Source organism: Oceanobacillus timonensis (assembly GCF_900166635.1).
In the GTDB taxonomy this organism is placed as follows: Bacteria; Bacillota; Bacilli; order Bacillales; family Amphibacillaceae; genus Oceanobacillus; species Oceanobacillus timonensis.
Window position 1 is genome coordinate 1,055,178 of the sequence record NZ_LT800497.1, and the last position, 26,733, is coordinate 1,081,910.

Genomic DNA, 26,733 nt, shown 5'->3' on the forward strand with positions numbered 1-26,733 from the left:
GAGCCGTATTGAGATTGCAATTAGCGTTGGATCGGTTACCAAAGGATACATGTATCCAATTGGCAGAGGATACGAGGGAATATGTCGATATCATTGAAATCGGTACAGGAGTCATCAAAGCGTACGGTATGTCTATTGTCAGGGAGATGCGCAGGCTTTTTCCGGATAAAACAATTCTGGCAGATATGAAAACCTGTGATGCCGCCAAGCATGAAGTCAGGCAGGCTCTGGAAGCGGGCGCTGATATAACAACGGTGATGGGATTTTCAGCAGATGCTTCCATTAAAGATGCCTTACAGGAAGCGGAGAAATTGGGTGGACAAATTATGATTGATTTACTGGGAATCCAATCTAAACATCGTGTAGAACAATTGGCTTCTTTAGGCGTAAATCTGGTAAGCCTTCATGTGGGGAAAGACCAGCAAAAGGAAGGGGCTTTTCATAAAGATTTATTCCAGTTAACAGAGGGGACCGGCTTGGCAGTCGCTGTTGCAGGAGGAATTAATGAGGATTCCATTGCCGGCATTGTAGAAAACCATCCTGCCATTATTATTGTAGGGAGTACAATAACCGGTCAGGAAAATCCACAAAAAATAGCAGCGACATTAAAATCTTATATGATGCATTAAAGTAATAGCGAGCTTTTCAGGTATTCACAAAAAAATATAGCCATAGTAAACAGCAGGTCTTTCCTTGCCCTCTAAAAACGGCAGTTGTACTTTATAGAATAACACAGGTTTTGACAACCTGTGTTATTCTAGTATTAACTAGTAAAAAGGTGATGATTTGGATAAGAAAAGTATCTTTTAAAAATTCAAGCATCTTTAGTATAATAGCATTAATGCATTATTAAACCATAAGAAAGGTTGATTCGTATGAAATTAGGCACCATTGGATCTGGTAAAATTGTTCAGGAGATGTTACGGGCGATTGAGCCGATTGAGGATGTAACACCGGTTGCTGCATATTCCAGAAAGCAAGAGACAGCGGATGAATTGGCTGGAGAATTTCAAATTCCGAAAACCTATACATCGTTGGAATCCTTTTTTGCCGATGAGGAGATGGACACGGTATATATTGCTTCGCCCAATAAACTGCATACGAAGCAGGCTTTGCAAGCGATAGAAAATAAAAAGCATGTTATTTGTGAAAAGCCTTTTACCCCGACTGCAAAAGAGGCGAGGGAGCTGAAGGAAGCAGCGAAACAGAATCATGTATTTGTTTTTGAAGCCATACCGACATTATTTTTACCTAACTTTTTAGAATTGTCTGAACATATTGAACAGCTAGGAGACATCCGGTTAATTCAATCTAATTACAGTCAATATTCCAGCCGCTATGATCAATTAAAAGCTGGTGAAGTAACCAATATGTTTGATCCTGCATTTGCAGGCGGCGCATTAGCTGATATTAATGTCTATAATCTGCATTTTGTTATGCGTCTGTTTGGAAAGCCTTCAGAGGTTATTTATAAAGCGAACTTATTTGATAATGGTGTGGATACTTCCGGTATTGCTTTGCTCTCTTACCCCGGTTTTCAAGCAAGTTGTGTCGGAGCGAAAGATACAACCGGTGAAAACTTTGTCTCCATCCAAGGAGAAAAAGGATATATGTATATTAAGCCCGGTGCCAATGGTGCCAAAAGTGTGAAAATCACCATTGACGGCAAAACGAAAGATATTTCCGTGAAACAGGATCGTGCGCGGCTTTCTTATGAGTTTATTCACTTTAACCGGATGATCAACAAGAAGGACGAAAAAACATTTGAGGAATTAATCAATCATACAATTGCCGTTGCTGAAGTGTTAGAGGAGGCACGGAGCCAGGCAGGGATGTAATAAAAAAAGAGCTGTTGCTAATTGCAAACCATGCAATTGTTTGGCAACAGCTCTTTTTTTCAAGAACAGATTCTTTAAGATGGTGTTTTAAATATAGTCTAGTCATTAATATCTACAATATGGGATGATATGGACTGTTTTGGGATATTTATCATTAAAATTCCATTTTCAAGGGTTGCTGTTATGCTGTTTTTTGGTATATTAAAAGAGAGTGTGACAATGCGTTCTTTGCGCTGGGTGGATTTTTTATGCACGGTTTCTTTATCTGTCTGTAATGATATGGATTCGTCTTTATGCAATGTTATTTTTATTTGATTTCCTATTACTTCAATTTGAATATCTTTACGGCTATATCCGGGGACTTCTGCTTTTACAAGAATATGTTTATCTTTTTCTATGATTTCGGCAGGGAAGTCATGAAGCACTTGCCCTTGGAAAGACTTAAAAGAACGGGAAAATAAATTATCCATCCGATCAACAAACTCTTGAAGGGGGGTAAAATCAATATTCCAATTTTCAGGAAACACCTTTTTTTTATCAGAATGGGGGTCTTTCTTACCAGAATCCATTAGAATAACCTCCTTACGGTAACGTTTGACTGCCTTATAATCGTGCAGGATAATACTATTCTATGCAGCATGGGCTAAAGCTGTGCGTCAATGTTTTGGAAGGATGGAAGGAAAGCAGTGGGGAAGATAAATAAGAAACGAAGACGATAATGATACGGAAATGTTTAAATTTTTTACATACATAAGCGATAATAGAACAACGAAGATACAGAAAATTTGAACCGAAAAACGTTGAATGTCCGAAATAATGGAAGGGAGAGAAGAATGATTGAGTAAACTTTGTAGAGAATGTGGGGAGCCATTAGCGGATGGCGCCCAGTTTTGTAAGCATTGTGGAACAAAGGTAAACAAAGATGTATCGCAGAAGAAAGAAAGCTTTTCTGCCGCACAAACGGGTAGCGGGGAAAACAGCACAGAAAGCGGCCAGCAGACACGGCAAGTAAAGAAAGATAAGAAGCCGATGTCAAAAAAACAGAAAATAATGACGGCAATTATTGGCCTGCTTGTATTATGCGGCATTGGTCTAGGAGTCTGGGGAAATACTTATTATTCAGCGGAAAAAACAGCAGAGCGTTTTGCGAGTGCAATAGCTGAAGGAGATACGGCAGCAATTCAAAAGATGGTTACTGTCGATGGTAAAGAGATTTCTGATACAGAAGCAGAAGCAGTGGCAGCGACGAAAGAAACAGAAGGCGTTGCTGAGATAAGTGAAAAAGATCCAGAATTAATCTTTGATGCATTGCCAGTTTTTGGGGTAGAAGAATCAGATAATAAGGCATTTTTGGTTTTTACACAACACCATATCGGAGCTGAACCGCAAAATGTTACGGTCCTTTCCAATGTCGAAGGTGTAACAACAACATTCAATGGCGAGGAATTTACAGAGGTCAACGCATCTTCGGAACATATTGAATACGGTCCTTTAGCTCCTGGTATTTATGAGGCGGCGAGCAGTTTTGAAACAGATTATGGAGCAGCTGAAAAAAACCGGAATGTTTCTTTAATGAACATAAATGGAGATAATAGCTATGATTCGGAATTAGAAGTAGGGGAAGTCACTTTTTATGAAATGTTTGACAGTGATTTTCCTTATAATTCGATGGAACTGATGATTAATGAAGAGCCTCTGGAAACGAATACGGATAGTGATTATGTGACTGCCGGTCCGCTTTTGCTGGATGGATCGATGGAGTTAACTGGTGTTTTGAATACGGATTGGGGAGAGGTGCAAATAGAACCAATCGCGATTACCGACAAAGAACATGATGTGTCTATCAACAGTTTATTCACAGATGAAGCAGAAGAAGCAATAACAGGGGATATTACCGGATTCAGTGAAGACTATGTTGAAGCGAAAGCAAAATTGGATGCTTCTGTGATTGAAAATGTTTCCGATGAATTAGGTGATGATTTAGAGGATGAACTGTTCAGTATGTTTGATAATAATGGATTCAGCGGCAGGTTGGATGAAATCGGAGTAGCTTTTTCCGATGCGGAATATGTAGCGGATGATTCATCGGATAATCCGGCATTTGAAATTCCTGTTCAATTGAATATGACAGGGAGTTATGATCCGGATTCGGAGTATGAAGAAACAAGTGAAGAGACAACTTTTACTGTCCAATATCAAACAGACAACCAAGAATGGGTTATTCAAGATTTCAGAGAAGAAATTTTCCCGGGCAATTCGGAATATGCATTTTTGGAAGCATCGGGTGAAGAGTACGAAGGCGTTCAAGCAGAAGAAACTATGGAAGATACTGATTCAACTGTATCGGATGAGGAAGATGATAGTTCCGATGTGGGGGATGAAGAAATAATTGAATGGACTGTGGAAAGCTACGTCTATAGTTTGGCGGATGCTGTTAATACGGCAAATTATAATGTTCTTTCCTCCATTATTCTTCCCGACAGCAACTTGGAATCGATGCAGCGTGATTTAGTGGACCGGCTATCTGATGATGGTTTGGAGCAAGAGGTTGTGGACGTATCTGTAGATAGTATAGAAGAGGTTGATTCAGAGACATGGGAAGTGACAACAAGCGAGACAATTGAATTAATTTATGAAAGCGGCAATACGGAAACAGAAGATTACCAGTGGACGTATACGGTAGTATCAACAGATGATGGCTATCAACTGTCAGATTTAGAATAATCGATGCAGCCAGGGGGAAACTTCTGGCTGTTTATTTCTAATAAAATACTTGACCCTGTGCCCCTTTTTCCGATAATCTATAAATTACGAATATAAATGAAGCGAGGAAGTTAGACAGTGAATATGTATACAGATAAACGGACAGATTTTTATAAAGACCGGTATGAGAATAGAGCGAGATTAATTATTAAATGTCCAGATCAGCCGGGCATTGTGTCAGCAATTTCTACGTTCTTATGGAACCAGCAGGCAAATATTGTATCGTCTAATCAATATACGCAAAATCCAAAAGGTGGCGAGTTTTTCATGCGCCTTGATTTTGAATATCAGCCTGGAACAGATATAGAAAAATTAAAGCAGGAATTTCAGGAAATTGCAGACCGTTTTCAAATGGAATGGCGTTTTAGCCTTGTCCACGAATTGAAAAATATCGCTATCTTTGTTTCCAAAGAGCCGCATTGTTTACTGGAGTTGTTATGGGAATGGCAAAGCGGTGATTTAATGGCAAATATTCCAGTTGTTATCAGTAATCATGAAAATTCCCGGCAATTGGTGGAAGGATTGGGGATTGATTTCTATCATCTGCCGATTACGAAAGAAACCAAACAAGAGGTAGAGGCGAAACAAAAAGAAATTTTAGAGGACTATGATATTGATTTAATTGTTCTGGCAAGGTATATGCAGATTCTTTCCCCAACCTTTGTAGATGTGTTTAAAAACAGAATTATTAATATCCATCATTCCTTCTTGCCGGCATTTATTGGGGCAAAGCCGTATGAACGAGCTTTTGAAAGAGGGGTAAAAATGATTGGGGCAACTTCTCACTATGTCACCAATGATTTGGATGAAGGTCCAATTATTGAGCAGGGAACAGAACCGGTCGGCCACGAACACAATGTCGATGATTTGAAAAAAATTGGACAGTCCATTGAACGCCGGGTGCTTTCGCAGGCTGTGAAATGGCATTTGGAAGATCGGATTATTGTATACGGAAATAAAACAATTGTATTTGAATAAGAGAAGAAAAGGAGATGCTGCTTCATAATTTGAACAGCATCTCCTTTATTTTTTAATTACTGTTTCTCCGTTTCCCGTTCCCAGCATTCGATGCCGGTTTGGTCATCCAAAGTGTCTTTGTAAAAGACAGGGTCTTTTCCTTCTTTTCGCTGCTTCACATAATCTTTTAATAAAATGTTGGCTTTTTTAAACAAGACAGAAATGGCATAAAGGTTAATCAATGCCAGTAACGCCATGGTTACGTCTGCTAACGACCAGACTAAGCCAAAGGAAGCCAGCGAACCGAACACAACCATGGCCAGTGCGGCAATACGATAGATAAACCGAATGGTTTTAGAATCTTTTATATAAGCCAGGTTGTTCTCACCGTAATAATAATTCCCCAGAATCGAACTGAATGCGAAAAGGAAAATCGCGATAGCTATAAAAATAGCTGCCCAATCGCCCAGCATTTGGGAGAAGGCTGTTTGGGTCAAGGCGATACCGTCCTCTTCACTTCCGGCGAATCCACCGGCTGATAAAATGATTAATCCGGTAGCCGAACAAACTAAAATCGTATCAAAGAATACACCTAATGCTTGAACTAGGCCTTGCTTCACCGGATGGCTTACTTCTGCTGTCGCTGCTGCATTTGGTGCAGCACCCATTCCGGCTTCGTTCGAAAATAGTCCGCGTTTAATCCCTTGCATAATCGCTGCTCCCAGTCCGCCGGCAGCAACTTCTCGGATACCGAAAGCATTTTCGAAAATAAGGACAAACATATCAGGCAAGGCTGTTATATTCATAATTAAGATAAGCAGTGCTAATCCAATATAGATAATAGCCATAAAAGGGACAATAACCTGGGATACATTTGCGATGCTTTTTAAGCCGCCAAAAATAACGATAGCGATAAAGATGGTCAAGACAACAGCAATCCAGCCAGGATGGATATCAAACTGTGAATGGAATGCAATACTGATGGTATTTGACTGCACAGAATTGAATACCAGACCATAAGTAAAAGTAATCATAATAGCAAAAATAATCCCCAGCCATCGTTTATTCATTCCTTTTTCCATATAATACGCAGGTCCACCGCGATATTGATTCTGGTCTTTTTCTTTATACAGCTGAGCTAAAGTACTTTCTACAAATCCGGTTGCAGCGCCAAGCAAAGCAATCAGCCACATCCAGAATAATGCGCCGGGGCCGCCGAGCGCAACGGCGGATGCAACACCTGCCATGTTACCAGTGCCGACCCGGGAAGCAGCACTGATTGCGAATGCCTGGAAGGAGCTGGTTCCTCTTTTGCCGGAGGAATTGTAGGATTGTTTATCCGCAACCGCACGAAACATTTCCGGCAGTAAACGGAACTGAACAAACTTGGTTCTTATGGTAAAGTAAAGGCCTAAGCCCAGGAGAACAATAATTAAAATATAAGACCAGAGAAAATCATTCACATGGCCCAGAATGGACTCGAAAATATCCATTATCTTCATTCCTTTCCCTGTTTGATTGATGGACAGTCGCCTATCATTTCTCGTATATGCCCAAGCATCTTGTGTAAAGCGTTCAATCTAAAATTGCAACTCGCCTAAAATAGCAGGTGAATGCGTCTGGCGCAGTCATTCCGCCTAAGCGCATTGATACTTTTTGAACATACACTTTAAAAGAATAATTTATTATAACATAAAATTACAGTTGAAATATATCAATCATTTGTTTGACAGCCTCTTCCAATTTTTTCTCCTGTATTCCTGCAAACCCGATCACAAATTGCGGATAGGAGGCAATCGCATCTTTCGTAGCATAATAGGAAATGGAATACAGTTTGATTTTTTGCTGCTTGGCTCTTTGGAGTATTTCTTGTTCTGTTAGGCCATTCTTTACTTCACAGACGACATGCAGCCCCGATTGCTCTCCAAGAAGCTGAATAGAAGGTTTATAAGGTTCAAAAAGTTCATGAACCAATTCAAACTTTCTTCTGTATATTTTCCGCATCCGATTTAAATGTTTTTCAAAATATCCATCCTGAATAAAGTGTGCCAGTACATGCTGGTCGATTCGTGAAACGGTCGAATGTTGAAAGGTGAGTCTGTTCCGATATTGTTCCAATAATTTTTTCGGCAGAATCATGTAACTGATCCGCAGGGACGGAATGAGCGATTTCGAAAAAGAACCCAGATAGATAACTCGATCATTAAAATCCATTTTTTTCATTGGCGGGATGGTCTTCCCTGTATAACGAAATTCACTATCATAATCATCTTCAATGATGTAACGACTTTCTGTTTCATTGGCCCATTGCAGTAATTGGCTGCGCCGGTTGATAGAAGTAACAGTGCCATATGGAAAATGATTGGAAGGGGTCACATAGATAAAATCAGGTTCCAAAAGATGTACAGCTTCCATGGATACCCCCTCCTCATTCATGGATAAGGGACGTCCTAAAAAGCCAAAATGCGTAATCAATTTTACCATTAACTGATAGCCGGGGTCTTCAATGCCAAATACCGTCGAGTCCGGAAGCAAGGACAGCAGCTGCTGCATCAAAACTTCCACTCCTGCTCCAACCACGATGGTATCAGGATCACAGTCAATACCACGTGCATGGTAAACGTAATGCGCAATGGCTTCACGGAGTACCTTGTCGCCTTGTGCTTCACCAAGTAACAGTAAATCATGATGCGCTTCATCAATCACTTGCCGGTTTAATTTTCTCCATGCAGAAAAAGGAAATGCTTCTGTATCTATTTTATTGGGAGAAAAATCAAATAGCGTAGCCGGTTTTTCGTCTTGTTTAGGAGCCTCTTTTTTGGTTGTCTGTTCTATAAATTCTAAATCTCCATGTGCCAGAACATAGAATCCTCTCCTTGGACGAGAAGTGATATACCCTTCAGCAACAAGCTGTTCAAAAGCTGTTTCTACCGTGTTTTGACTTACTTCCAAATGGTTGGCGAGTTTTCGTTTGGAAGGCAGTTTTTGCCCATGCGGAAGTCGTTCCTGTACAATCTCCTGTTTAATAAATTCATAGAGCTGTTCGTATAAGGCGATGTCATTTGTTTTGTCTAAATGGACAGATAGTAGATCCATGTTTTTTCCTCCTCCTGAAAACTGACCTCATTAAAATTTATAAAATTGGCGCTTTCATTCATGTCATCTTATTCTTATAATAATAAAAAAATAATGAAAAATTCAAGGAGGAAGTAACATGACAGATCGAGTAACTGGTACAGAACGTGTTAAAAGAGGAATGGCGCAAATGCAAAAAGGCGGCGTCATTATGGATGTAGTCAATAAAGAGCAGGCAAAAATCGCAGAAGAAGCTGGTGCCGTTGCCGTTATGGCTTTGGAAAAAGTACCATCTGATATTCGTGCTGCAGGTGGTGTAGCGAGAATGGCAGATGTTGGGATTGTGGAAGAAGTGATGGAAGCTGTGTCGATTCCGGTCATGGCAAAGGCTCGTATTGGTCATATTGTAGAAGCGCGGGTTTTGGAATCACTGGGCGTGGACTATATTGATGAAAGTGAAGTGCTGACCCCTGCGGATGATTTATTCCATCTGAATAAAAAGCCGTTTACGGTTCCGTTTGTGTGTGGTTGCCGCGATTTAGGAGAAGCAGCCCGCCGTATCGGAGAAGGTGCTTCGATGCTACGTACAAAAGGAGAGCCTGGAACAGGAAATATTGTGGAGGCCGTACGTCATTTACGTGAAGTACAATCACAGGTAAAAAGAATTGTACATATGAACGAGGATGAGCTGATGACCGAAGCAAAAGAGCTAGGAGCACCATTTGAAATCTTATTACAAATTAAAGAAGAGGGAAGACTACCGGTCGTAAACTTTGCAGCAGGTGGTGTGGCAACACCAGCGGATGCTGCTCTGATGATGGAGCTTGGTGCCGATGGTGTATTTGTAGGCTCCGGTATTTTTAAATCAAAACATCCGGAAAAATTTGCTCGTTCCATTGTTGAAGCTACCACAGCTTATCAAGATTATCAGAAGATTGGGGAGCTATCGAAAGACTTGGGTGAAGCAATGAAAGGTATTGATATGAAAACATTACAAGCAGAAGATAGAATGCAGGATCGCAGTTTTTAAGTCTTGGTGAAGGAGAGAGTACGATGAGTGAACGTAAATATACAATCGGCATTCTCGGTATGCAAGGAGCAACCGCAGAACATGCCAAGCATCTGCATCATTTGGGACATGATACAATGCTTATCAAAAATAAAGAGCAGCTGGAGGATGTCGATGGTCTCATTATCCCTGGCGGAGAAAGTACAGCTATTTGGCGTTTGATGAAGAAAAATAATCTGATAGAAGCTGTTCGCACCTTTGCTCAGTTAAAAAAGCCGATTTTTGGGACATGCGCCGGGCTTGTTCTGCTTGCAACCGATGATCCGGGTACGGAGGATCCCGTAAAGCTGGGATTAATGGATATTCAAGTAACAAGAAACGGATTTGGCAGACAAAAGGATAGTTTTGAAGCTGCTTTAGATGTGAAAGACATGACAACGTCTTATCCAGCAGTATTTATCCGTGCACCTTATATTGAAACGGCCGGGGAAAATGTCACTGTTTTAGCAACCTATGATGATAAAATCGTAGCTGCAAAAGAAGATAATTTATTAGCAGCAGCTTTTCATCCGGAATTAACAGACGATAATCGATTTTTAGAATTATTTCTTTCGATGGTGGAAGAGCAGACGGTATCTACGGTTTCATAAAGTGAAACTTTCCTCAATGGGGGGGTTTTTCCTCCAGCTATACTGCGATAAAACAAAGGCAGCAATCTCGTCAGAAGACGGAGTTGCTGCCTTTTTAATATGCTTCAATGATTAAGAGGTGTTACTTCTTTCTCTTTAGCTTACTGTTTTTCTCCCTGTTTAATAATGCCTTACGCAGGTCGCTGGATTTTTGTTTATTCGCCTGGTCAGCCGCTGCATCCAGTGTGATTTTAGGATACGTTTCCGATGATTCTTCGATATGCACAACAGACTTTACTGTACATGTTGCAGGGAGCTCCTTGCTGGGAATGTGGATTTCCCGGTTTTCTGTTTCTATTAAAATAACAGCCAAATCTCCTTCGAATCGGTCAATGATGCCTTTCATCGCTATCCAACTCCTTTAAAAGCCGCAAATATAGCCTTCTGACTCTATATCTGCAATTCTGCTTGGACCGAGACCATTTATTTTTTCGATTTCTTCCAAGCTGTCAAATGGACGTTCATCTATTATTTGCGCTGCCCGTTCTTCACCGATATGAATAATCGCTGTTAAATCTTCTTTGGAAGCACGATTTAAATCGATGCAACTATCTTCATTTGTTTCTTCTTCTGCAGCTGAAGAGTTGTCTGGTCCATCTTGAATTGCTTCCTCTTCGGCTCCATTTTGTTCATCATCTGGATTGGCTTCACTCATCTCTGAATCCATTTCTGTTTCTATCGAATAAGATTTGCCATCTGTCGTTATGACAATCGTCCCGTCAACATCCGTTCCATACCATTCTATATTTTTATCATTTAATAAATCAATGACTTCCGGACTTGGATGACCATAAGAATTGTCCTCGCCAGCACTATAAATTGCCGTTTGCGGCTGCACTGCATCTACAAAAGCAGGATCGGTTGAGGTGTTGGAACCGTGATGTCCTAAATGTAGAAAGGTGCTTTGGAGAGAAGAAGATTCCATCATTTCTTTTTCTTCCTCTACGCCAGCGTCTCCGGTCAGGACAAAAGAAATCTGTTCATAAGCTAAGCGGACACTGACCGATTCTTCATTTACTTCACCGGATATGTCGTCAGGATACAGTACTTCCAATTCAACCGGTCCTAATTCATATTCTTCCCCAGTACGCGGTTCGTGGTAACCAACATCCTTAGATAAAATTTTCTCCATGGCTGTCTGATACGTATTCGATGTACTTTCATTACCAGACATCCAAACTTCATCGACAGCAAATTGATCGAGCACTTTGGAAAGTTGTCCGATATGATCCGCGTCCGGGTGACTGATGATAACCAAGTCAATAGCTGAAATTCCTTGAGCTTCTAAATATGGAACTACTTCATCCCCTTGCCAGTCCCCCGTATCAAATAGGATAACCGTCTCTTCCCCTTCATCCTCCACTGTAAACAATGTGGAATCCCCCTGCCCGACATCGATAAAATGCGCTTTAAAATCACCGTCCACTTTATCAGATTGAGCTGTAGCATCTGACCCTGTGTTACAGCCAGCCAGTAATATAAATAGCATAAACAAACTAACATATAATATGTTTTTCAAAACGTGATTCTCCTTGTCCAGTTTATTCTTTATCCATCATAATATAATGCACCTATTGCACCGGCATGACTGCCTTTTTCTAAAAAAGTAAGGTGATAGTCAAACATGCTGTCAAAAGAAGCAATAATCTTTTTTAAAAGCGGATTGCCGGACAGGGCACCGCCAATCATCACAATCTCTTTTGTATCTAAAGATGCCGCTGTTTTGCTTGCAAGTAAAACAATTGTTTCGCCGATTAACTGTGTTAATGATGCCAGCTGATCTTCGGAGGAAACAGACACATCGAGCTGGTCTTTTCCAAAATTTGCTGCCGTCAAGGAAGCTTCAATGGGAGTGTAGCTGAATTGGTAAATGTCTGATACCATTAAATCGCTTTTGGTTCGGTCTCCTTTTGAAGCTAAATCGACTAACGTACGATAATCCGAAGTGTTGGCAATGATTGCACCAAGTCCAGTAAACAATCCTCCGCCAACGCCCGTGCCGGATAAGCGTTTTTGTTGATAGAAAAAGGATGTTCCCGTACCAATATTTACTAATAGATAATCCGTATCAGGAAGCTTATTTTCTTCCATTAGTAAATACCTTGTACCTTCTAGGACACATTCAAATTCCTTGAAAATAGAAGCATGGTCATTCTTCAGTGCCTCGGCTCTGCCGCCTGTCACGTGAAGACTTGCTTCAGGAGCCAGCGTCTTTAACCACTGAATGACCTCGTCCATCCGGTCAGAAGGGTATGTTTTTAAATGGAGTCTCTTATTTTCTTCATATGCTATTTTTGTTAAAGAACCGCCAGCATCAATCCCAATTCGCTTCATTAAAAATCCCTCCATATGAATATAATTGCAAAAGTATTTTCTTTATTGTACCATGATTAGCTTCAGAACGCTCGTTCTTATTTTGTGTGATTTTATGCAAGAGGTAATCGTCCTCGGAAATAAATAGGTCATCATTTGAATAAAAAGAAATTGAAACTTTTAAATCACTCATTCGTAATAGTATAATAAGAGGAAGGAAATATATCGTAAAGAACGACACATGATAATATTAATCACATAGAGGTGAGGGTATGAGAGCAATATTGCAATTTTTAATGCAAAGCTTTATTGGTGCTGCCAGCCTGACAATTATATGGCTTGTTAGCTTTTTTATATATGGACAGACTGTACTATTAACAAGTTTGTTTGCTGCGGTTGGCGGTGTATTAACCTATGTGGCAGCAAAACAGATTATGGATTATCGATTTGTTAAAAGGCAGGGTTTAACTAAAAAAGAGTATAAATTTATTGATACCAATTTAAAAGAAGCAAGAGGTAAAATAACACGTATGCAAAAAGCGTTATTTAAAGTGCGATCTTTCCAGCATGCGCGGGAAAACTTAGCAATCGTGAGAACAGCACAAAAAATATATAACAACGCCAGAAAAGAACCGGCGCGATTCTATCAGGCAGAGAGTTTCTTCTACAACCATTTGGACTCACTTGTCGAATTATCAGAACGTTATGCTTATCTATCGAGCCAGCCTTCTCCGTCTATCGATATGCAAAAGTCACTGAAGGAGACCAGGCAGATGCTTAATGCTTTCAGCAAAACGATAAAAAAAGATTTGCAGGTAATGCTGCGCGATGATTTAGAAACGTTAGATTTTGAACTGGATGTAGCAAAGCAGACGCTGCGCCGATCCAAAAAATAAGGAGGATTCTACATGACTGCAAAAGACCATTCCAATGATTCGATAAATGATTTATTAAATGATCCGTTTGGTGAAAGGACAGAAGTTTCTACTGATACGTCAGACCAAAATATAGAAAGTGCGGAATCGACAAGGCTTGTTGACAGACTATCCAGTGATCATCGTAAAAAAGCAGAGCAGTTAGCGTTACAAATTGATACAACCAATCAGCAATCTCTGGTAAAATACGGGGTCGAAGCGCAAGCTAAATTGCATCAATTTTCCCATGAAATGTTAGAGCACGTTCAGAAACAGGATGTCAGCCAAATTGGCTCTATCTTGAATGAACTGATGAAAAAACTGGAGGATGTTGACCCTTCCGAGTTGAAGGAAGAAAAGACAGGATTTTTATCACGTATATTTGGAAAGTTACAGAAATCCGTCAATGAGATGCTGTCCCGCTATCAAAAGACAAGCTCCCAGATTGACCGTATCAGTGTACGTCTGGACCGGAATAAAGATTTACTCTTATCGGATAATGATATGCTTGATAAGTTATTTGCCACAAACCGGGATTACTATGATGCCTTAAATATTTACATTGCAGCTGGTGAACTGAAAGTGGAAGAAATGAATAACGAAATGATACCGCAGCTGCGTCAAAAGGCAGAAGCAAGCGGAAGCCAGATGGATGTTCAGGAAGTAAATGATATGCTTCAATTTGTGGACCGGCTTGAAAAACGGACGCATGATCTCCGGTTAAGCCGGCAAATTACGATGCAAAGTGCCCCGCAAATTCGTCTTATTCAAAATACGAATCAGGCACTTGTAGAAAAAATTCAATCCTCTGTGTTAACAGCTATTCCGCTATGGAAAAACCAGGTAGCCATTGCGTTAACTTTATTAAGACAGCGCCATGCGATGGAAGCACAAAAACAAGTATCGCAGACGACCAATGATTTATTATTAAAAAATGCAGATATGTTGAAAGCAAATACTGTGGAGACAGCCAAAGAAAATGAACGGGGTCTTGTGGATATCGATACATTGAAGCAGACGCAAGAAAAATTAATGTCAACGATTGAAGAAACCTTGCAAATTCAATCGGATGGCCGTAAGAAACGCCAGGATGCAGAAAAAGAATTAATCGGCATGGAAGAGGATTTAAAAAATAAAATGTTGGAGTTTAAAGAATAAAGAGGAAAACCAGGGGATGCCCTGGTTTTTTTCATGCTTACAGAAAATCCCGGCAGGAAACCAGCAGGTCAATCTTTTTCCATTGTATATCCTCATCAATGGAGTTTCCTTCTTCCACGGAAGCAAAACCGCACTGTGGAGAGAGGGCGATATTATCTCCTACTACCGATTTGGCTTCCAGATATCTTTCTTTAATATCTTCTTGTGTTTCGAGCACTGGGTTTTTGGTGGAAATCAGACCAACCACGAAGGTAGCATCCGTATCTTTCAACACTTTCCAAGGTTCAAAGGATCCCGAACGAGCATCATCATATTCTACAAAGAACCCGTCATAAGGAATCTTACTGATGACTTCTGCCACAGAATCATAGAATCCAGAAAAGAGCGGGTTTCCTTTGAAATTTCCTGTACAAAAATGGGTGGCAATCGTCATTCCTTCCGGTTTGTGTGCCAGCGCTTTCGTGGAAACGCTGCTGAACCATTCCAGAATCTCTTCTTTTGTGTAGCCGAGAGCGGATACTTTTTCATTGAATGTGTCATCAATCATATATGTCCATGAGGTATCGTCAATTTGTAAGTAACGGCATCCATGATCATATAAATCTTGGATGGCTGCTTGGTAGGCAGTTCCGATATCTTCAATAACCGCATCGATATCGTTTCCATAGTAAGGCGTTTCTTTGATGCCGAGTTGCAGGAAATGGTCAACGAGAATCATATTCGGTCCGGAGATGGATTTCTTTGCTTGTATGCCATCATATTTTTGAGCAAGGCTATGTAGATAATCCCAGGCTTCTGTCTCTGGATGCTTCTTGTCTTTATCGTAAAAAATTTTTCCTTCTATACATCCTAATTCAATCTGATTCGTTACACCATTAATCACTTTGTCGAAATGTTTAGTGGTAAATCCGTCAAATTCCTTCAGCCAATCGAGGTGCCACCATCTGCGCCGGAACTCTCCGTCTGTAACAAACTGGAGGCCGTGTGCCACTTCCTTTTCCACCAAATTGGCAATGGCCTGATCTTCCACAGACCGCAGTGCTTGTAAATCAATATCTCCATTAAAATATTTCTTGCGGGCATGTTTGATTTCTTCCGGGCGTAAAAAAGAACCAACAATATCATAAGTTAAATCCAGCATTAGTGCATCTCCTCCTATTATCTCTTTTTCTAGCAATTGATTTCATTATATGTTGAATACAATCGCATGTAAAATACCAATAACATATTGTTGGACATAGCATGAAAATATAGCGGATGGACTTGTCAAATTGACACTGTTCAACCAATCGCTTACTATTGTTATTATCATTTGAGGGAGGAATTTTACATGCATCAAACACAGCAAATCAAAGAAGCAAGGGAATACATACAAGGGAAGACGGCAACTGCACCGGAAATTGGATTGATTCTCGGGTCCGGATTAGGAGGACTGGCAGATGAATTGGAAGAGGCAGTGGTCATTCCTTATGAAGAAATTCCGCATTTTACAAAATCAGCTGCGGTTGGACATGCGAATCAGCTTGTAATTGGTACGTTAAATGGAAAACGTGTTGTAGCAATGAAGGGACGTTACCATTATTATGAAGGGTATTCCCTGGATGAAGTCACTTTTCCAGTACGTGTGATTCAGGCACTTGGAGCGGATAAACTAATTATTACCAATGCTGCCGGAGCCGTAAACAAAGATTTCAACCCGGGTGATTTAATGTTGATTTCCGATCATATTAATTTAGTTGGGAAAAATCCATTAATTGGTCCCAATAATGATGACTTGGGAACGCGTTTTCCGGATTCTTCCGAGGTATACAGTCGTGCGCTTCGAGATGTGGCTAAAAATATTGCTAAAGAAAATAATATTGACTTGCAAGAAGGTGTGTATGCCTGGTGGAGCGGTCCGGCTTATGAAACACCGGCAGAAATCCGTATGATTCGTGTGCTTGGCGGGGATGCAGCTGGGATGTCTACCGTTCCTGAAGCACTTGTTGCCGTGCACGGCGGTTTAAAAGTACTGGGAATCTCCTGTCTGACCAATATGGCAAGCGGGATTTTAGATCAGCCACTGAGTCATGATGAAGTAATTGAAGTGGCTGCCCAGTCACGCAGTAAATTTGTGAAGCTGGTGAAAGAAGTGATTCATCAGATGTAATGTTATTGTTATATCTGAGAAGATTCAAAAGTCTTTCATGACAAACAGGAAACGTTACAATAAATGGGATTTTTCCAATGGGAAAGAAACTGCAAGCGGGGTAGAGACCGATTTCGGTAAGCCGCCTCGTCAAAAAACAATGATAACGACGCTATAGTTTCTGGTAAGTTGTAGCGTCGTCTTTTTGTATGGGGAAGCATGTATTTTTCTGATTGAACTCCTGTTTGAAAACTTTTCCTACTTGACATTCATTTTCGAAAAACATAGAATCAATATTGAAAGCGTTTACTTAAAATAAATCATGGTAATCTTTCTGAACGAAATGCTTGTTTAACTAACAATGTAAAAGAAGAAGGGATGCACCCAATAAGTGACCTTACAACTAGTGTAGCAAGGGAGATTTTTTATCGTCATAAAATGAATGATTATTCATTCATGAACCATTTGCATAGGATGAAAGCAAAAGTTTTTTCGTCACTAGTCAATACGTGAAAGGGCAGGAACAGCTAATGGTGCGGTTATGGAACGATTGACATAAGGATAGGGAGGAGCTTTAACATGATGCAAACGCAGTTAAATTTAACGACAATGGTGAAACATGCAGCGAATTATTTTGCGGATAAAACCGTCATTTCACGTACATTGGGCGGCGTTCAAACGATTTCGTACAAGGAAATAACCGAACGAATTCATAGGCTGGCAGGTGTTTTGAAAAGTTTAGGTGTAGAAAAAGGAGATAAAGTTGGCACAATAGCTTGGAATCATCATCGTCACTTGGAGGCTTATTTTGCTATTCCGACAATAGGGGCTGTATTGCATACGATTAATATCCGTGTTTCACCAGATGATTTAGCTTATATTATCAACCATGCAGAAGATAAAGTATTGCTGGTAGATGAAGATTTATTTCCATTAATCGAGCGTGTGAAAGATCAAATTGCTGATGTCGAAAATATCATTGTGCTGACCGATAAAGAAGAGCTGCCTGAGACCAGCTTAACGAATGTTACTTCCTATGAATCGCTGCTTGAAGAAGCAGATCCAAATACAAAGCTTGATGAAGCAATCGATGAAAATACAATCGCCGGTTTATGCTATACTTCTGGAACAACTGGAAGACCAAAGGGAGTCGCTTATTCACATCGCGGGATTTATTTACATAGTTTAGCCCTTGGATTAAAGGACACAGTTGGTTTATCAGAGGAAGATATTGCGATGCCTATCGTTCCAATGTTTCATGTGAATGCCTGGGGCATGCCATTTGCTGCTTTATGGTTTGGAACAACTCAAGTGTTGCCGGGTCCAATGCCGACACCGCATATTTTAGCTGAATTAATAGAAACGTATCAGGTTACGATGGCAGCAGGAGTACCGACAATCTGGCTGGGTTTTCTGCAGGCTTTGGAGCAGGGGAATTATAATACAAGCAGCCTGCGTTATATTCTTTGTGGCGGTTCAGCAGCTCCAAAAGAGATGATTCGCACCTTTGAATCAACGTATCATATTCCTTTTGTTCATGCATATGGTATGACAGAAACATCTCCGATTGTGACGTTAGCCCGTCTAAAAAGCTATCAGCAGGAGCTGGATGAAGAAGAACGATTAGAATTACGTTCCCGCCAAGGCATGGTTGTACCAGGGATTGAAATCAAAGGCATCAATGAGAACGGGAATATTGCCCATGATGGGGAAACAATAGGGGAATTGCTCGTGAAAGGCCCATGGATTGCAGATGCCTATTATAAAAATGATCGCAGTGATGAAGCTTTCCGGGACGGCTGGCTTCATACAGGGGACGTGGTCAATATTGATGAAGAAGGGTCTGTTAAAATTGTAGACCGTACCAAGGATATGATTAAAAGCGGCGGGGAGTGGATTTCCTCTGTTGATATAGAAAATGCATTAATGGCACATGAGGCTATTTTTGAAGCATCTGTTATCGCAGTTCCTGATCCAAAGTGGCAGGAGCGGCCTGTAGCATGTGTTGTATTAAAAGAGAAGGAAATGGTAACGGAAGAAGAGGTAAAACAATTTTTAGCACCGCAATTTGCCAAGTACTGGATACCTGACCGCATCTTGTTTATGGATAAAATTCCAAAAACATCGGTTGGAAAATTTTTAAAGCGGGCGTTGCGGGATAAAGTGAAAGAAATGCTTTCCATTTCTGATTCATCGTGACAATGTAACCGTGTTTGCAGACAGAAAGCATTTATTTTATCCACACGTCAAAAAAAGAAAAATGTGGAAGTTATAGTGTTTTCTCATTAAAAAGGAGCTGGTCAAATGCAACTGACAGAAATAAAGAAAAACATGGAGCTGCCTGTTATGATGGCTCCAATGTTTTTAATTTCCAATCCCAACATGGTTGTTGGAGCGTGTGAAGCAGGAATTGTTGGGACATTCCCTGCTTTGAATGCACGTACTACAGATATTTTAGACAGCTGGATGACGGAAATTAATGAACGTTTACTAGAAAAGAAAGAAGCAGACCCTCATGCCAAAATCGCTCCGTGGGGAGTGAATTTTATCAGCCATTCGTCCAATAAACGATTCTATGAAGATTTGGAGCTAATCGAGAAACATCAGCCGCCGCTCGTCATCACATCGTTAGGGGACCCATCCCCTGTTGTAAAGGCGGTTCATAACTATGGCGGACTTGTTTTGTCCGATGTGGTGGATGTGACATTTGCTAAAAAAGCACTGGAAAAGGGTAGTGATGGTTTAATTTTAGTAGCAAGCGGTGCTGGCGGACATGCGGGAACGTTAAATCCATTTGCTTTCATGGATGAAGTTCGCAGCTTTTTTGATGGCCCGATTGCATTGGCAGGGACGATTACAAAAGGAGAGCAGATATTGGCTGCAGAACTGTTAGGGGCTGATTTTGCTTATATCGGCACGCACTTTATTGCCACAAAGGAAAGTGGAGCAAGTACTGCCTATCAGGAATCAATAATGCAATCTGCAGCTGCTGATATTATTTATACACCTGCTTTTAGCGGCATACCTGCTAATTACCTGATTCCGAGTATTATCAAAGCGGGTCTTGATCCAAAAAATCTGCCGGAGAAGGCCGGTCTTGATTTTGAAAAACTGTCTGACTCCTCAGCTAAGGCGTGGAAAGATATTTGGGGTGCCGGTCAAGGCGTCGGTGGAACAACCAAAATACAGACGGTGCAGGAGGCAGTTACTGAATTAAAAACAGCATATAATCAAGCGAAAAAGGTACATCAGCTGACCTAATATGGGGGAGAGAAAATGGTAACAGAAGCAGTAAAATACGAAAAGAAGGATTCCATTGCTTTCATCACGATGAATCGTCCGGAAAAACGCAATGCTCTGTCGATTGAAATGGCAGCTGGCTTGGTGGATGCGTTAAAGGATGCAGAAAAAGACCCGGAAGTGAAGGTTGTTATTATCAGCGGGGAGGGGAAGATATTTTCTGCAGGTGGCGATTTGGAAGTACTTCATACCTTGGATAACAGTGCGAAAATAATGGAATATATGAAGCAGGCATTAGCGATTATTCAAACGATACGAGAGCTTGATAAATATGTGATCAGCGCCGTACATGGGTTTGCTGCAGGAGCGGGATTCAGTATTGCAGTTGCAGCAGACTTTGTTGTAGCCAAAAAAGATGCTGCCTTTGTCTGCAGTTTTACCAATGTGGGAATTATTCCGGATTTGGGTTTATTGAAGGAGTTAACAGATAATCTGCCTAACGCGGTCGTGAAAGAATGGATTTCTTCTGGAAGGCCGATAGCAGCAGAAGAAGCGTATCATCGCGGTATAGTTAACCACGTTACAGCGGAAGATGTGGTGGAAGCGGCGATGCATTATGCTGCCTTCATTGTAGATGGACCGCCGCTTGCCAATACATTTGTCAAGCATATGGTTAATCATGCAGATGAATGGAGCAGCGGGACAAATGATTTACAAGAAACAGCAATTCAGACCTTATTGCTGCAAACGGAGGACAATAAAGAAGGAATTCAGGCATTTTTTGAGAAAAGAAAACCAAATTTTAGAGGGAAATAAGTGCAGCTTTCTAAGAAAGAGGTGTGGGCATGTTAGATGAATTAGGAATAAAACGGGTTACTTTAGCATTGCCTTTTCGTTTAAATCATGTGAATTGCTTTATCGCAGAGGAGACAAACGGCTATAAGATTTTAGATACCGGACTCCATAATGAAAACACAGCGAAAGTATGGGAAAAAGAATTGGCGGGAAAGCGGGTTACAGATATTATTGTGTCTCACTATCATCCGGATCATTTCGGCTATGCAGGAAAAATGCAGGAAAAAACGAATGCGCGCGTCTGGATGCCTGAAATTGATTTACAGGCGGCTCTACAGGCTTGGGAGAAGCCTTTTTTAGAAAAATTAAAAGCAAACTATTATCGGGCGGGTATTCCAGAAGATATAAGCGAGGCTTTGGCGGAGAATACGGCAGCATTTGCACCGCTGGTAACTCCTTATCCAAAAGTAGAAAGCACCTTAAAGGAAGGCGAAACGCTGCAATTTGGGAAGTATGCCTATGAGATTATACATACACCAGGCCATTCAGACGGTTTGGTCACTTTTTATAATCGGGAAAATAATGTATTGCTCTCAACAGATCATATCCTTCCGAAGATTACGCCAAATATTTCGTATTGGTTTCATGGCAATCCGAACCCTTTAGAAAATTACCTGAACTCCTTGAAGAAGATAAAGAAATTGGATGTGGAATGGGTAATCCCTTCCCATGGCGAACCATTTCAGGATGCATCGAAGCGAATCTCAGAAATAGAGGCACATCATGCAGAGCGATTAAGTAGTTTGAAAGAAATGTTGCAAACGGGATTAACTGTCTATGAAACAATGGAGAAGCTCTTTCCGAAAAAGCTGGCTGTTCATGATACCCGGTTTGCGGTAGGTGAAACCGTAGCCCATTTAGAATATTTACGTTTGGCTGGTGAATGTGAGCGCGAGTTAATGGACGGTATTTATGTTTACCATGTGACCAATTAGCAGGAAAGGCATTATTTACCTACTAATAGATTCCTTTCACTTTCTTTTCTGCGATCAATTGTTATATGATGAGAGAAAAGATTGAAAAGAAAGGTTGTCTGATATGCGTACACATTTACAAGATACAGTCACATTAAATAACGGTGTCGATATGCCGAAATTTGGGCTTGGTGTCTATAAAGTAGAAGAAGGGCAAACGGCAGTAGATGCGGTAAGAATTGCGTTAGAACATGGCTATCGCAGTATTGATACAGCTTCTTTTTACCAAAATGAGGTCAGTGTCGGACAGGGAATCAAGGAGTCTGGTGTTCCGAGAAAGGATATTTTTCTGACGTCAAAAGTTTGGAATGACGAACAAGGCTATGAATCTACGTTAGCGGCTTTTGAAAGAAGTCTGGAAAAATTAGATACGGATTACTTGGATCTGTACCTGATTCACTGGCCGGTAAAAGATACGTTTATTGATACGTGGAAGGCTTTAGAAAAACTGTATCATGACGGCCGCGTCCGTGCTATTGGGGTTAGTAACTTCCATGTGCAGCATCTGGAACGGCTTTTACCAGAAGTTGAAATTGTTCCGGCAATTAATCAGGTGGAATTCCATCCGCATTTAACGCAGGAAGGTTTGCGGGCATTTTGTGAAAAACAAGGCATTTATCTGGAAGCCTGGTCGCCCTTAAAACGAGGACAATTATTAGAGCATCCAACCCTTGTTTCGATTGGGGAAAAATACGGAAAAAATGTTGCCCAGGTTATTCTCCGGTGGGATATACAGCATGATGTAGTGACGATTCCAAAGTCCGTTACACCGGAACGTATCATTTCCAATGCGAATATTTTTGATTTTGAATTAACGGATGAAGAAATGAAACAGATCGACGGAATGAATGAAAATAGCCGTTCTGGTTCGAATCCGGATGACATGTAATCTATATTAAAAAAACACATTAATGATAAAGTTTTAACTTATCGAACAACTCCTAATGAAACATGCGCCGTGCTGTTATTTTTTCAGCACGGCGCATGTTTTAATTTTTACCGATCCCAAAAACGCTGTTTTGCCATTCCTTCTACAAATGCCTGATTAAACGCCGGACCGGGTGACTCTGTCACAAAGACGCCGGGCCGGTGATCGAGATACATGTCTTTTATCCATTCTGCTCCTTTACCAAACCCTCCGATTGGTCGGTAATGATTAAATTGTTCAATAATAAATTGGTTACTCATAAATTGAAAATCTCTTGTTGCATAAGGACCGCCTATAACAAATAATCCATCGTAAAGTACCGGCGATCCTGTCAGAAAACTTTGGTCCACCGATATGGTGTCCCCGGCTGTCCCGGTCAAATCGCCTAAGTGCCTGCTGATAAATACAGGTTCCAGTTCTGCCTTTTTCCACGCTTCTCTGGCACTATTCAACGCATTGCTGTCATACCCCTCATCAACAATGACACCTAGTTTTAACGTCTTGGTGGTAAAAGTGGTATTTTGCATGCTTAAAGCTGGAGAAGATGCGGTTACCTCGGACTCTTTAATATCTTCCGGCGGAGCAGGTACGCCAACTTGTTCCGCGACAGAAACAGCCAATGGTCTGCTGATATGGGCAATCAATCGGACTACACGTTCACGAACTGCTGGCGTTTTCACTTTTCCAAGTTCAAAACTGAATGCCTGCAGAATATGACTTTTTTCTACATCACTCATGCTGTTCCAGAAAAGCCTTGCTTGAGAAAAATGGTCTTCAAAACTAGGTGCAGTCTGCCGCACTTTTCTTCCTTCTACCAGGGAAGGGTAGGTAACAAATCCGCCTTTATGGCCTGGTACCGGATAAGGCGTGTTATTTGCTAAGTAGTTTTGATGATAGGCAACCTGGCCTTTATCAATGACATAGCGTGCTGCGCCATCACGTTGGTTATTATGCGCTGTGTGGATAGGACAATTAATCGGAAGCTGTTTGAAATTCGTACCTACCCGATAAAACTGTGTATCTGTATAGGAAAACAACCTGCCTTGCAAAAGCGGATCATTCGTAAAATCAATTCCGCGGACAATGTTGCCCGGATGTAGCGCCACTTGTTCTGTCTCGGCAAATACATTTTCCACGTTTTTATTTAAGCTCATTTTTCCAATTTTTTTAAGGGGAACCAGTTCTTCCGGCCATAGTTTGGTAGAATCTAAAATATCGAAGTCAAAATCAAACTCTTGATCTTCACGGATTACTTGAATACCAAGTTCAAATTCTGCGGAATATCCTTTTTCAATATTCTCCCACAGGTCCCGACGGTGAAAATCTGGATCAGCGCCGCCTATTTTCTGTGCTTCATCCCAAATAAGGGAGTGCATTCCTAGAGTCGGCCGCCAGTGAAATTTACAAAAATGCGAGACACCGTCTTTATTGACGAGGCGGAATGTATGCACACCAAAGCCCTGCATCATTCGGAAGCTGCGCGGAATCGTACGGTCCGACATAATCCACATCATCATGGCAGCAGATTCTTCATTACTGCCGATAAAATCCCAGAATATATCATGTGCAGTCTGTCCTTGAGGAATTTCATTATTTGGTTCAGGTTTTAATGCATGAATTAAATCAGGAAATTTAATACCATCTTGTATAAAAAAGATTGGGATATTATTGCCGACTAAATCAAAGATTCCTTCCTCTGTATAAAATTTTGTGGCAAATCCGCGCACATCTCGTAATGTTTCGTTTGCACCTCTTGATCCGGCAACTTGTGAGAAACGGACAAATACCGGAGTTTTTCGGCCTGCTTCTTGTAAAAAATGTGCTTCTGTTAAATCCGATTGAGATGCATAGCATTCAAAAATTCCATGCGCACCATAACCGCGTGCATGGACGTTTCTTTCCGGAATGCGCTCGCGGTCAAAGTGGGATAACTTTTCACGGTAAACAAAATCCTCTAATAACTGTGGCCCGCGATCACCAGCGCTAAGTGTATTCTCATCATCTGAAATTTTAACCGATTCGTCTGTTGTCATCGGTTTACCTTCGTTTTCTCTATAAAATTGTTGCATTTGTTTTGTTTTTTTATTTTCTTCCGGATGCCGGTTATTGTTATCTGTCATTTTATATCCTCCCTGTAGACAAATTTTTTCACAGTAATAAAAGGATATTCGCTGGAAGTGGTAAATATAACTACAAAAGACAGAAGAAAAATATGCGTTTGGAAGTGCAACGCTTTTATTCAGAATAAAATTTACTGTAAGAGGAATAATTATTTGTGATAAGTGTGGAGCAGTTAAGTTTGGGTGTAATTAGATAGTAATGCTATAATGAAAAAATATCCATTTCATGACATGATTACAGCAGGTTTCATGGAAACGAATATATTTTTAAGGAGATGATAAAATGGTTGCGAAGCAAAGAGAGGGGTTTGATTGGGTATCGTTAATCCTGGGTATTCTTTTTATTGTTGCCTCATTAATTGTACTTCAAGACCCGGTAGGAGACCTTATTGCAATTGCTGTGATGATTGCAGTTTTTGCAATTTTAAAAGGGATTTTTGAAATCATATTAAGGAACAAAGTAAAAAAATATGCGGCATATACTTCAAAATTACCGATATTAATAGGAATCATTGATATTGTGATTGGTATTTTTCTGCTTTTCAATATGGATGCAAGTATTATTGCGTTACCATTTGTATTTGCTTTTTGGTTTATCATCGATTCTGTTCTGAAAATATTTACAGCCGACAGAGCAAAAGTAATCAGCAAGGGTTACTATTGGTTTTTTATCATTGCAAATATTTTAGGTGTGATTGTAGGTTTATTCCTACTGTTCAATCCAATCTTTTCTGCGTTAACCATCAGTTTCTTCATTGGTTTTTATTTCATGATGATTGGTATAACAGAAATCATTTATGCTTTTCGTTAAACAAAATATTATTACTGATAAAATAAAGAGCCTTCCAAAGGCTCTTTATTTTATCTTTGCAGGAAATTATAAGAGATTTTCATGCATTTTCAGTTTTTCGGTAACAAACCAAATTGTTGGAGGCTGTATAAAATACCGTTATCACTGGCGTTTTTCGTAACATATGACGCTGCTTCCTTTATTTCAGGCAGGGCATTTCCCATAGCGACACTGTTTGGAATCATTTGAATCATTTCCATATCATTTAAAGCGTCTCCGAATGCATATTGTCTTTCTGCCGGAAAGTCAAGATATTCAAGGAGTTTCTTGATACCGAGTGCTTTCGATACGCCTTTTGGCAGGATATCTAACGATTTAGGATGCCAGCGGATAAAATCGAAATCAGGAAATCTTTGCTGGTATATTTTTTCTTCTCCTTCGGTGTTGAAGAGAAGTCCTTGATAGATATTATTATGCTTTACAAAATCCTGCTCCTGTGATGGATAAGCATCTACCTTTAATGTTGCAATACTTTCTACAATATAAGGGTGGTCATTAGGGACATTGGTTGTCATTTTTTCATCATTCATATAAACAACCGGATGATTGTTATGTAAAGCAAATGCTGTTAATTCCTCCAGAGCCTCTGTCTGCAAAGTATTTGCATAGATGACTTCACCTCGAAACACAACATATTGCCCGTTGTAGCATATGTACGTGTCAATATCTAATTCTTTTCGTAAATCGTCAAATAAAAATTTTGCCCGGCCAGTCGCAATAGCTACCTCATGCCCGAGTTCCTTTAATTGAAAAATAGCCTCTTTTGTAGACGCAGGCAAGGTTCTTTCTTCTTCTGTCAGCAGTGTGCCATCAATATCGAAAAATAGAATACTTTTATCCGATACCATCTAATCCCTCATTTCTCCTTTATCATCTGCTTCTATTATGCTGGAATATGGGATGGGATTCAACTGTTGGCCTT

Annotated in this window: 24 protein-coding genes; 15 read left to right on the top strand and 9 right to left on the bottom strand. The window is 40.4% G+C overall.

The window, feature by feature from the left end:
* The first annotated feature begins 8 nt into the window (after positions 1-8).
* Positions 9-629: a 3-hexulose-6-phosphate synthase gene (gene hxlA / locus B7E05_RS05180; RefSeq protein WP_080873046.1), complete on the top strand. Its 621-nt coding sequence runs from the start codon at positions 9-11 to the stop codon at positions 627-629.
* Positions 630-875: 246 nt separating this feature from the next.
* Positions 876-1,838 carry a Gfo/Idh/MocA family protein gene (locus tag B7E05_RS05185; protein ID WP_080873048.1) on the top strand — a complete coding sequence of 321 codons (963 nt, stop codon included), beginning with the start codon at positions 876-878 and terminating at the stop codon, positions 1,836-1,838.
* Between the two features lie 98 nt (positions 1,839-1,936).
* On the opposite strand, the gene B7E05_RS05190 is transcribed toward B7E05_RS05185, so the two are convergent.
* Positions 1,937-2,407: an Hsp20/alpha crystallin family protein gene (locus tag B7E05_RS05190; protein ID WP_080873049.1), complete on the bottom strand. Its 471-nt coding sequence runs from the start codon at positions 2,405-2,407 to the stop codon at positions 1,937-1,939.
* A gap of 268 nt (positions 2,408-2,675) precedes the next feature.
* On the opposite strand from B7E05_RS05190, the gene B7E05_RS05195 reads away from it, so the two are divergent.
* Together B7E05_RS05195 and purU are read left to right on the top strand one after the other, a co-directional pair.
* Complete coding sequence (locus B7E05_RS05195; RefSeq protein WP_080873050.1) at positions 2,676-4,562, top strand: TcaA NTF2-like domain-containing protein; 1,887 nt, start codon at positions 2,676-2,678, stop codon at positions 4,560-4,562.
* Between the two features lie 123 nt (positions 4,563-4,685).
* Positions 4,686-5,579, top strand: a complete 894-nt coding sequence (gene purU, locus B7E05_RS05200) for a formyltetrahydrofolate deformylase (protein ID WP_080876226.1) — start codon at positions 4,686-4,688, stop codon at positions 5,577-5,579.
* 56 nt (positions 5,580-5,635) lie between these two features.
* Here purU and B7E05_RS05205 read toward each other — a convergent pair whose 3' ends face one another.
* Both B7E05_RS05205 and pdxR read right to left on the bottom strand, forming a co-directional pair.
* Positions 5,636-7,051 (bottom strand): alanine/glycine:cation symporter family protein, encoded by a 1,416-nt coding sequence (locus B7E05_RS05205; protein ID WP_080873051.1) that lies wholly within the window; start codon positions 7,049-7,051, stop codon positions 5,636-5,638.
* A 205-nt stretch (positions 7,052-7,256) separates the two neighbouring features.
* Positions 7,257-8,654, bottom strand: a complete 1,398-nt coding sequence (gene pdxR, locus B7E05_RS05210; RefSeq protein WP_080873053.1) for a MocR-like pyridoxine biosynthesis transcription factor PdxR — start codon at positions 8,652-8,654, stop codon at positions 7,257-7,259.
* A 118-nt stretch (positions 8,655-8,772) separates the two neighbouring features.
* Between pdxR and pdxS the strand changes: the two genes are divergently transcribed.
* Entirely contained in the window at positions 8,773-9,663 is an 891-nt protein-coding gene (pdxS, locus tag B7E05_RS05215; protein WP_080873054.1) for a pyridoxal 5'-phosphate synthase lyase subunit PdxS, read from the top strand.
* 23 nt (positions 9,664-9,686) lie between these two features.
* A complete protein-coding gene (gene pdxT / locus B7E05_RS05220) occupies positions 9,687-10,292 on the top strand; it encodes a pyridoxal 5'-phosphate synthase glutaminase subunit PdxT (RefSeq protein ID WP_080873055.1) in 606 nt (201 codons plus the stop codon).
* 121 nt (positions 10,293-10,413) lie between these two features.
* Here the strand turns inward: pdxT and B7E05_RS05225 are convergent, their stop codons facing one another.
* Genes B7E05_RS05225 through coaW form a run of 3 tightly spaced genes read right to left on the bottom strand, consistent with a single transcriptional unit; the run spans position 10,414 to position 12,665 of the window.
* The gene (locus B7E05_RS05225) at positions 10,414-10,677 is read right to left on the bottom strand and encodes a DUF3006 domain-containing protein (RefSeq protein WP_080873057.1); all 264 of its coding nucleotides are present in this window, start codon (positions 10,675-10,677) and stop codon (positions 10,414-10,416) included.
* A gap of 15 nt (positions 10,678-10,692) precedes the next feature.
* The gene (locus tag B7E05_RS05230; protein ID WP_245832978.1) at positions 10,693-11,850 is read right to left on the bottom strand and encodes an MBL fold metallo-hydrolase; all 1,158 of its coding nucleotides are present in this window, start codon (positions 11,848-11,850) and stop codon (positions 10,693-10,695) included.
* A 29-nt stretch (positions 11,851-11,879) separates the two neighbouring features.
* Entirely contained in the window at positions 11,880-12,665 is a 786-nt protein-coding gene (gene coaW / locus B7E05_RS05235) for a type II pantothenate kinase (protein WP_080873058.1), read from the bottom strand.
* A 251-nt stretch (positions 12,666-12,916) separates the two neighbouring features.
* Between coaW and B7E05_RS05240 the strand changes: the two genes are divergently transcribed.
* Together B7E05_RS05240 and B7E05_RS05245 are read left to right on the top strand one after the other, a co-directional pair.
* Complete coding sequence (locus tag B7E05_RS05240; RefSeq protein ID WP_080873059.1) at positions 12,917-13,540, top strand: 5-bromo-4-chloroindolyl phosphate hydrolysis family protein; 624 nt, start codon at positions 12,917-12,919, stop codon at positions 13,538-13,540.
* 12 nt (positions 13,541-13,552) lie between these two features.
* Positions 13,553-14,716: a toxic anion resistance protein gene (locus B7E05_RS05245; RefSeq protein ID WP_080873060.1), complete on the top strand. Its 1,164-nt coding sequence runs from the start codon at positions 13,553-13,555 to the stop codon at positions 14,714-14,716.
* Between the two features lie 37 nt (positions 14,717-14,753).
* Here the strand turns inward: B7E05_RS05245 and B7E05_RS05250 are convergent, their stop codons facing one another.
* Positions 14,754-15,857, bottom strand: coding sequence for a 5-methyltetrahydropteroyltriglutamate--homocysteine S-methyltransferase (locus B7E05_RS05250; RefSeq protein ID WP_080873062.1), 1,104 nt, complete (start codon positions 15,855-15,857; stop codon positions 14,754-14,756).
* Between the two features lie 189 nt (positions 15,858-16,046).
* Between B7E05_RS05250 and B7E05_RS05255 the strand changes: the two genes are divergently transcribed.
* The 6 genes from B7E05_RS05255 (at position 16,047) to B7E05_RS05280 (ending at position 22,802) form a co-directional block, all read left to right on the top strand.
* Positions 16,047-16,865 (top strand): purine-nucleoside phosphorylase, encoded by an 819-nt coding sequence (locus B7E05_RS05255; protein ID WP_080873063.1) that lies wholly within the window; start codon positions 16,047-16,049, stop codon positions 16,863-16,865.
* A 558-nt stretch (positions 16,866-17,423) separates the two neighbouring features.
* The gene (locus B7E05_RS05260; protein WP_080873064.1) at positions 17,424-19,043 is read left to right on the top strand and encodes a long-chain fatty acid--CoA ligase; all 1,620 of its coding nucleotides are present in this window, start codon (positions 17,424-17,426) and stop codon (positions 19,041-19,043) included.
* Positions 19,044-19,148: 105 nt separating this feature from the next.
* Complete coding sequence (locus B7E05_RS05265; RefSeq protein WP_080873065.1) at positions 19,149-20,105, top strand: NAD(P)H-dependent flavin oxidoreductase; 957 nt, start codon at positions 19,149-19,151, stop codon at positions 20,103-20,105.
* A 15-nt stretch (positions 20,106-20,120) separates the two neighbouring features.
* Positions 20,121-20,900, top strand: coding sequence for an enoyl-CoA hydratase/isomerase family protein (locus tag B7E05_RS05270; RefSeq protein WP_080873067.1), 780 nt, complete (start codon positions 20,121-20,123; stop codon positions 20,898-20,900).
* Positions 20,901-20,929: 29 nt separating this feature from the next.
* Positions 20,930-21,874, top strand: a complete 945-nt coding sequence (locus B7E05_RS05275; protein ID WP_080873068.1) for an MBL fold metallo-hydrolase — start codon at positions 20,930-20,932, stop codon at positions 21,872-21,874.
* A gap of 103 nt (positions 21,875-21,977) precedes the next feature.
* Positions 21,978-22,802, top strand: a complete 825-nt coding sequence (locus B7E05_RS05280; protein WP_080873070.1) for an aldo/keto reductase — start codon at positions 21,978-21,980, stop codon at positions 22,800-22,802.
* 107 nt (positions 22,803-22,909) lie between these two features.
* Here B7E05_RS05280 and B7E05_RS05285 read toward each other — a convergent pair whose 3' ends face one another.
* A complete protein-coding gene (locus B7E05_RS05285) occupies positions 22,910-24,961 on the bottom strand; it encodes a catalase (RefSeq protein WP_080873071.1) in 2,052 nt (683 codons plus the stop codon).
* A 283-nt stretch (positions 24,962-25,244) separates the two neighbouring features.
* Here B7E05_RS05285 and B7E05_RS05290 point away from each other — a divergent pair, with 283 nt between their 5' ends.
* Entirely contained in the window at positions 25,245-25,772 is a 528-nt protein-coding gene (locus B7E05_RS05290) for an HdeD family acid-resistance protein (RefSeq protein ID WP_080873072.1), read from the top strand.
* Between the two features lie 89 nt (positions 25,773-25,861).
* Here B7E05_RS05290 and B7E05_RS05295 read toward each other — a convergent pair whose 3' ends face one another.
* Positions 25,862-26,659: a Cof-type HAD-IIB family hydrolase gene (locus B7E05_RS05295; protein WP_080873074.1), complete on the bottom strand. Its 798-nt coding sequence runs from the start codon at positions 26,657-26,659 to the stop codon at positions 25,862-25,864.
* Positions 26,660-26,733: the final 74 nt, after the last annotated feature.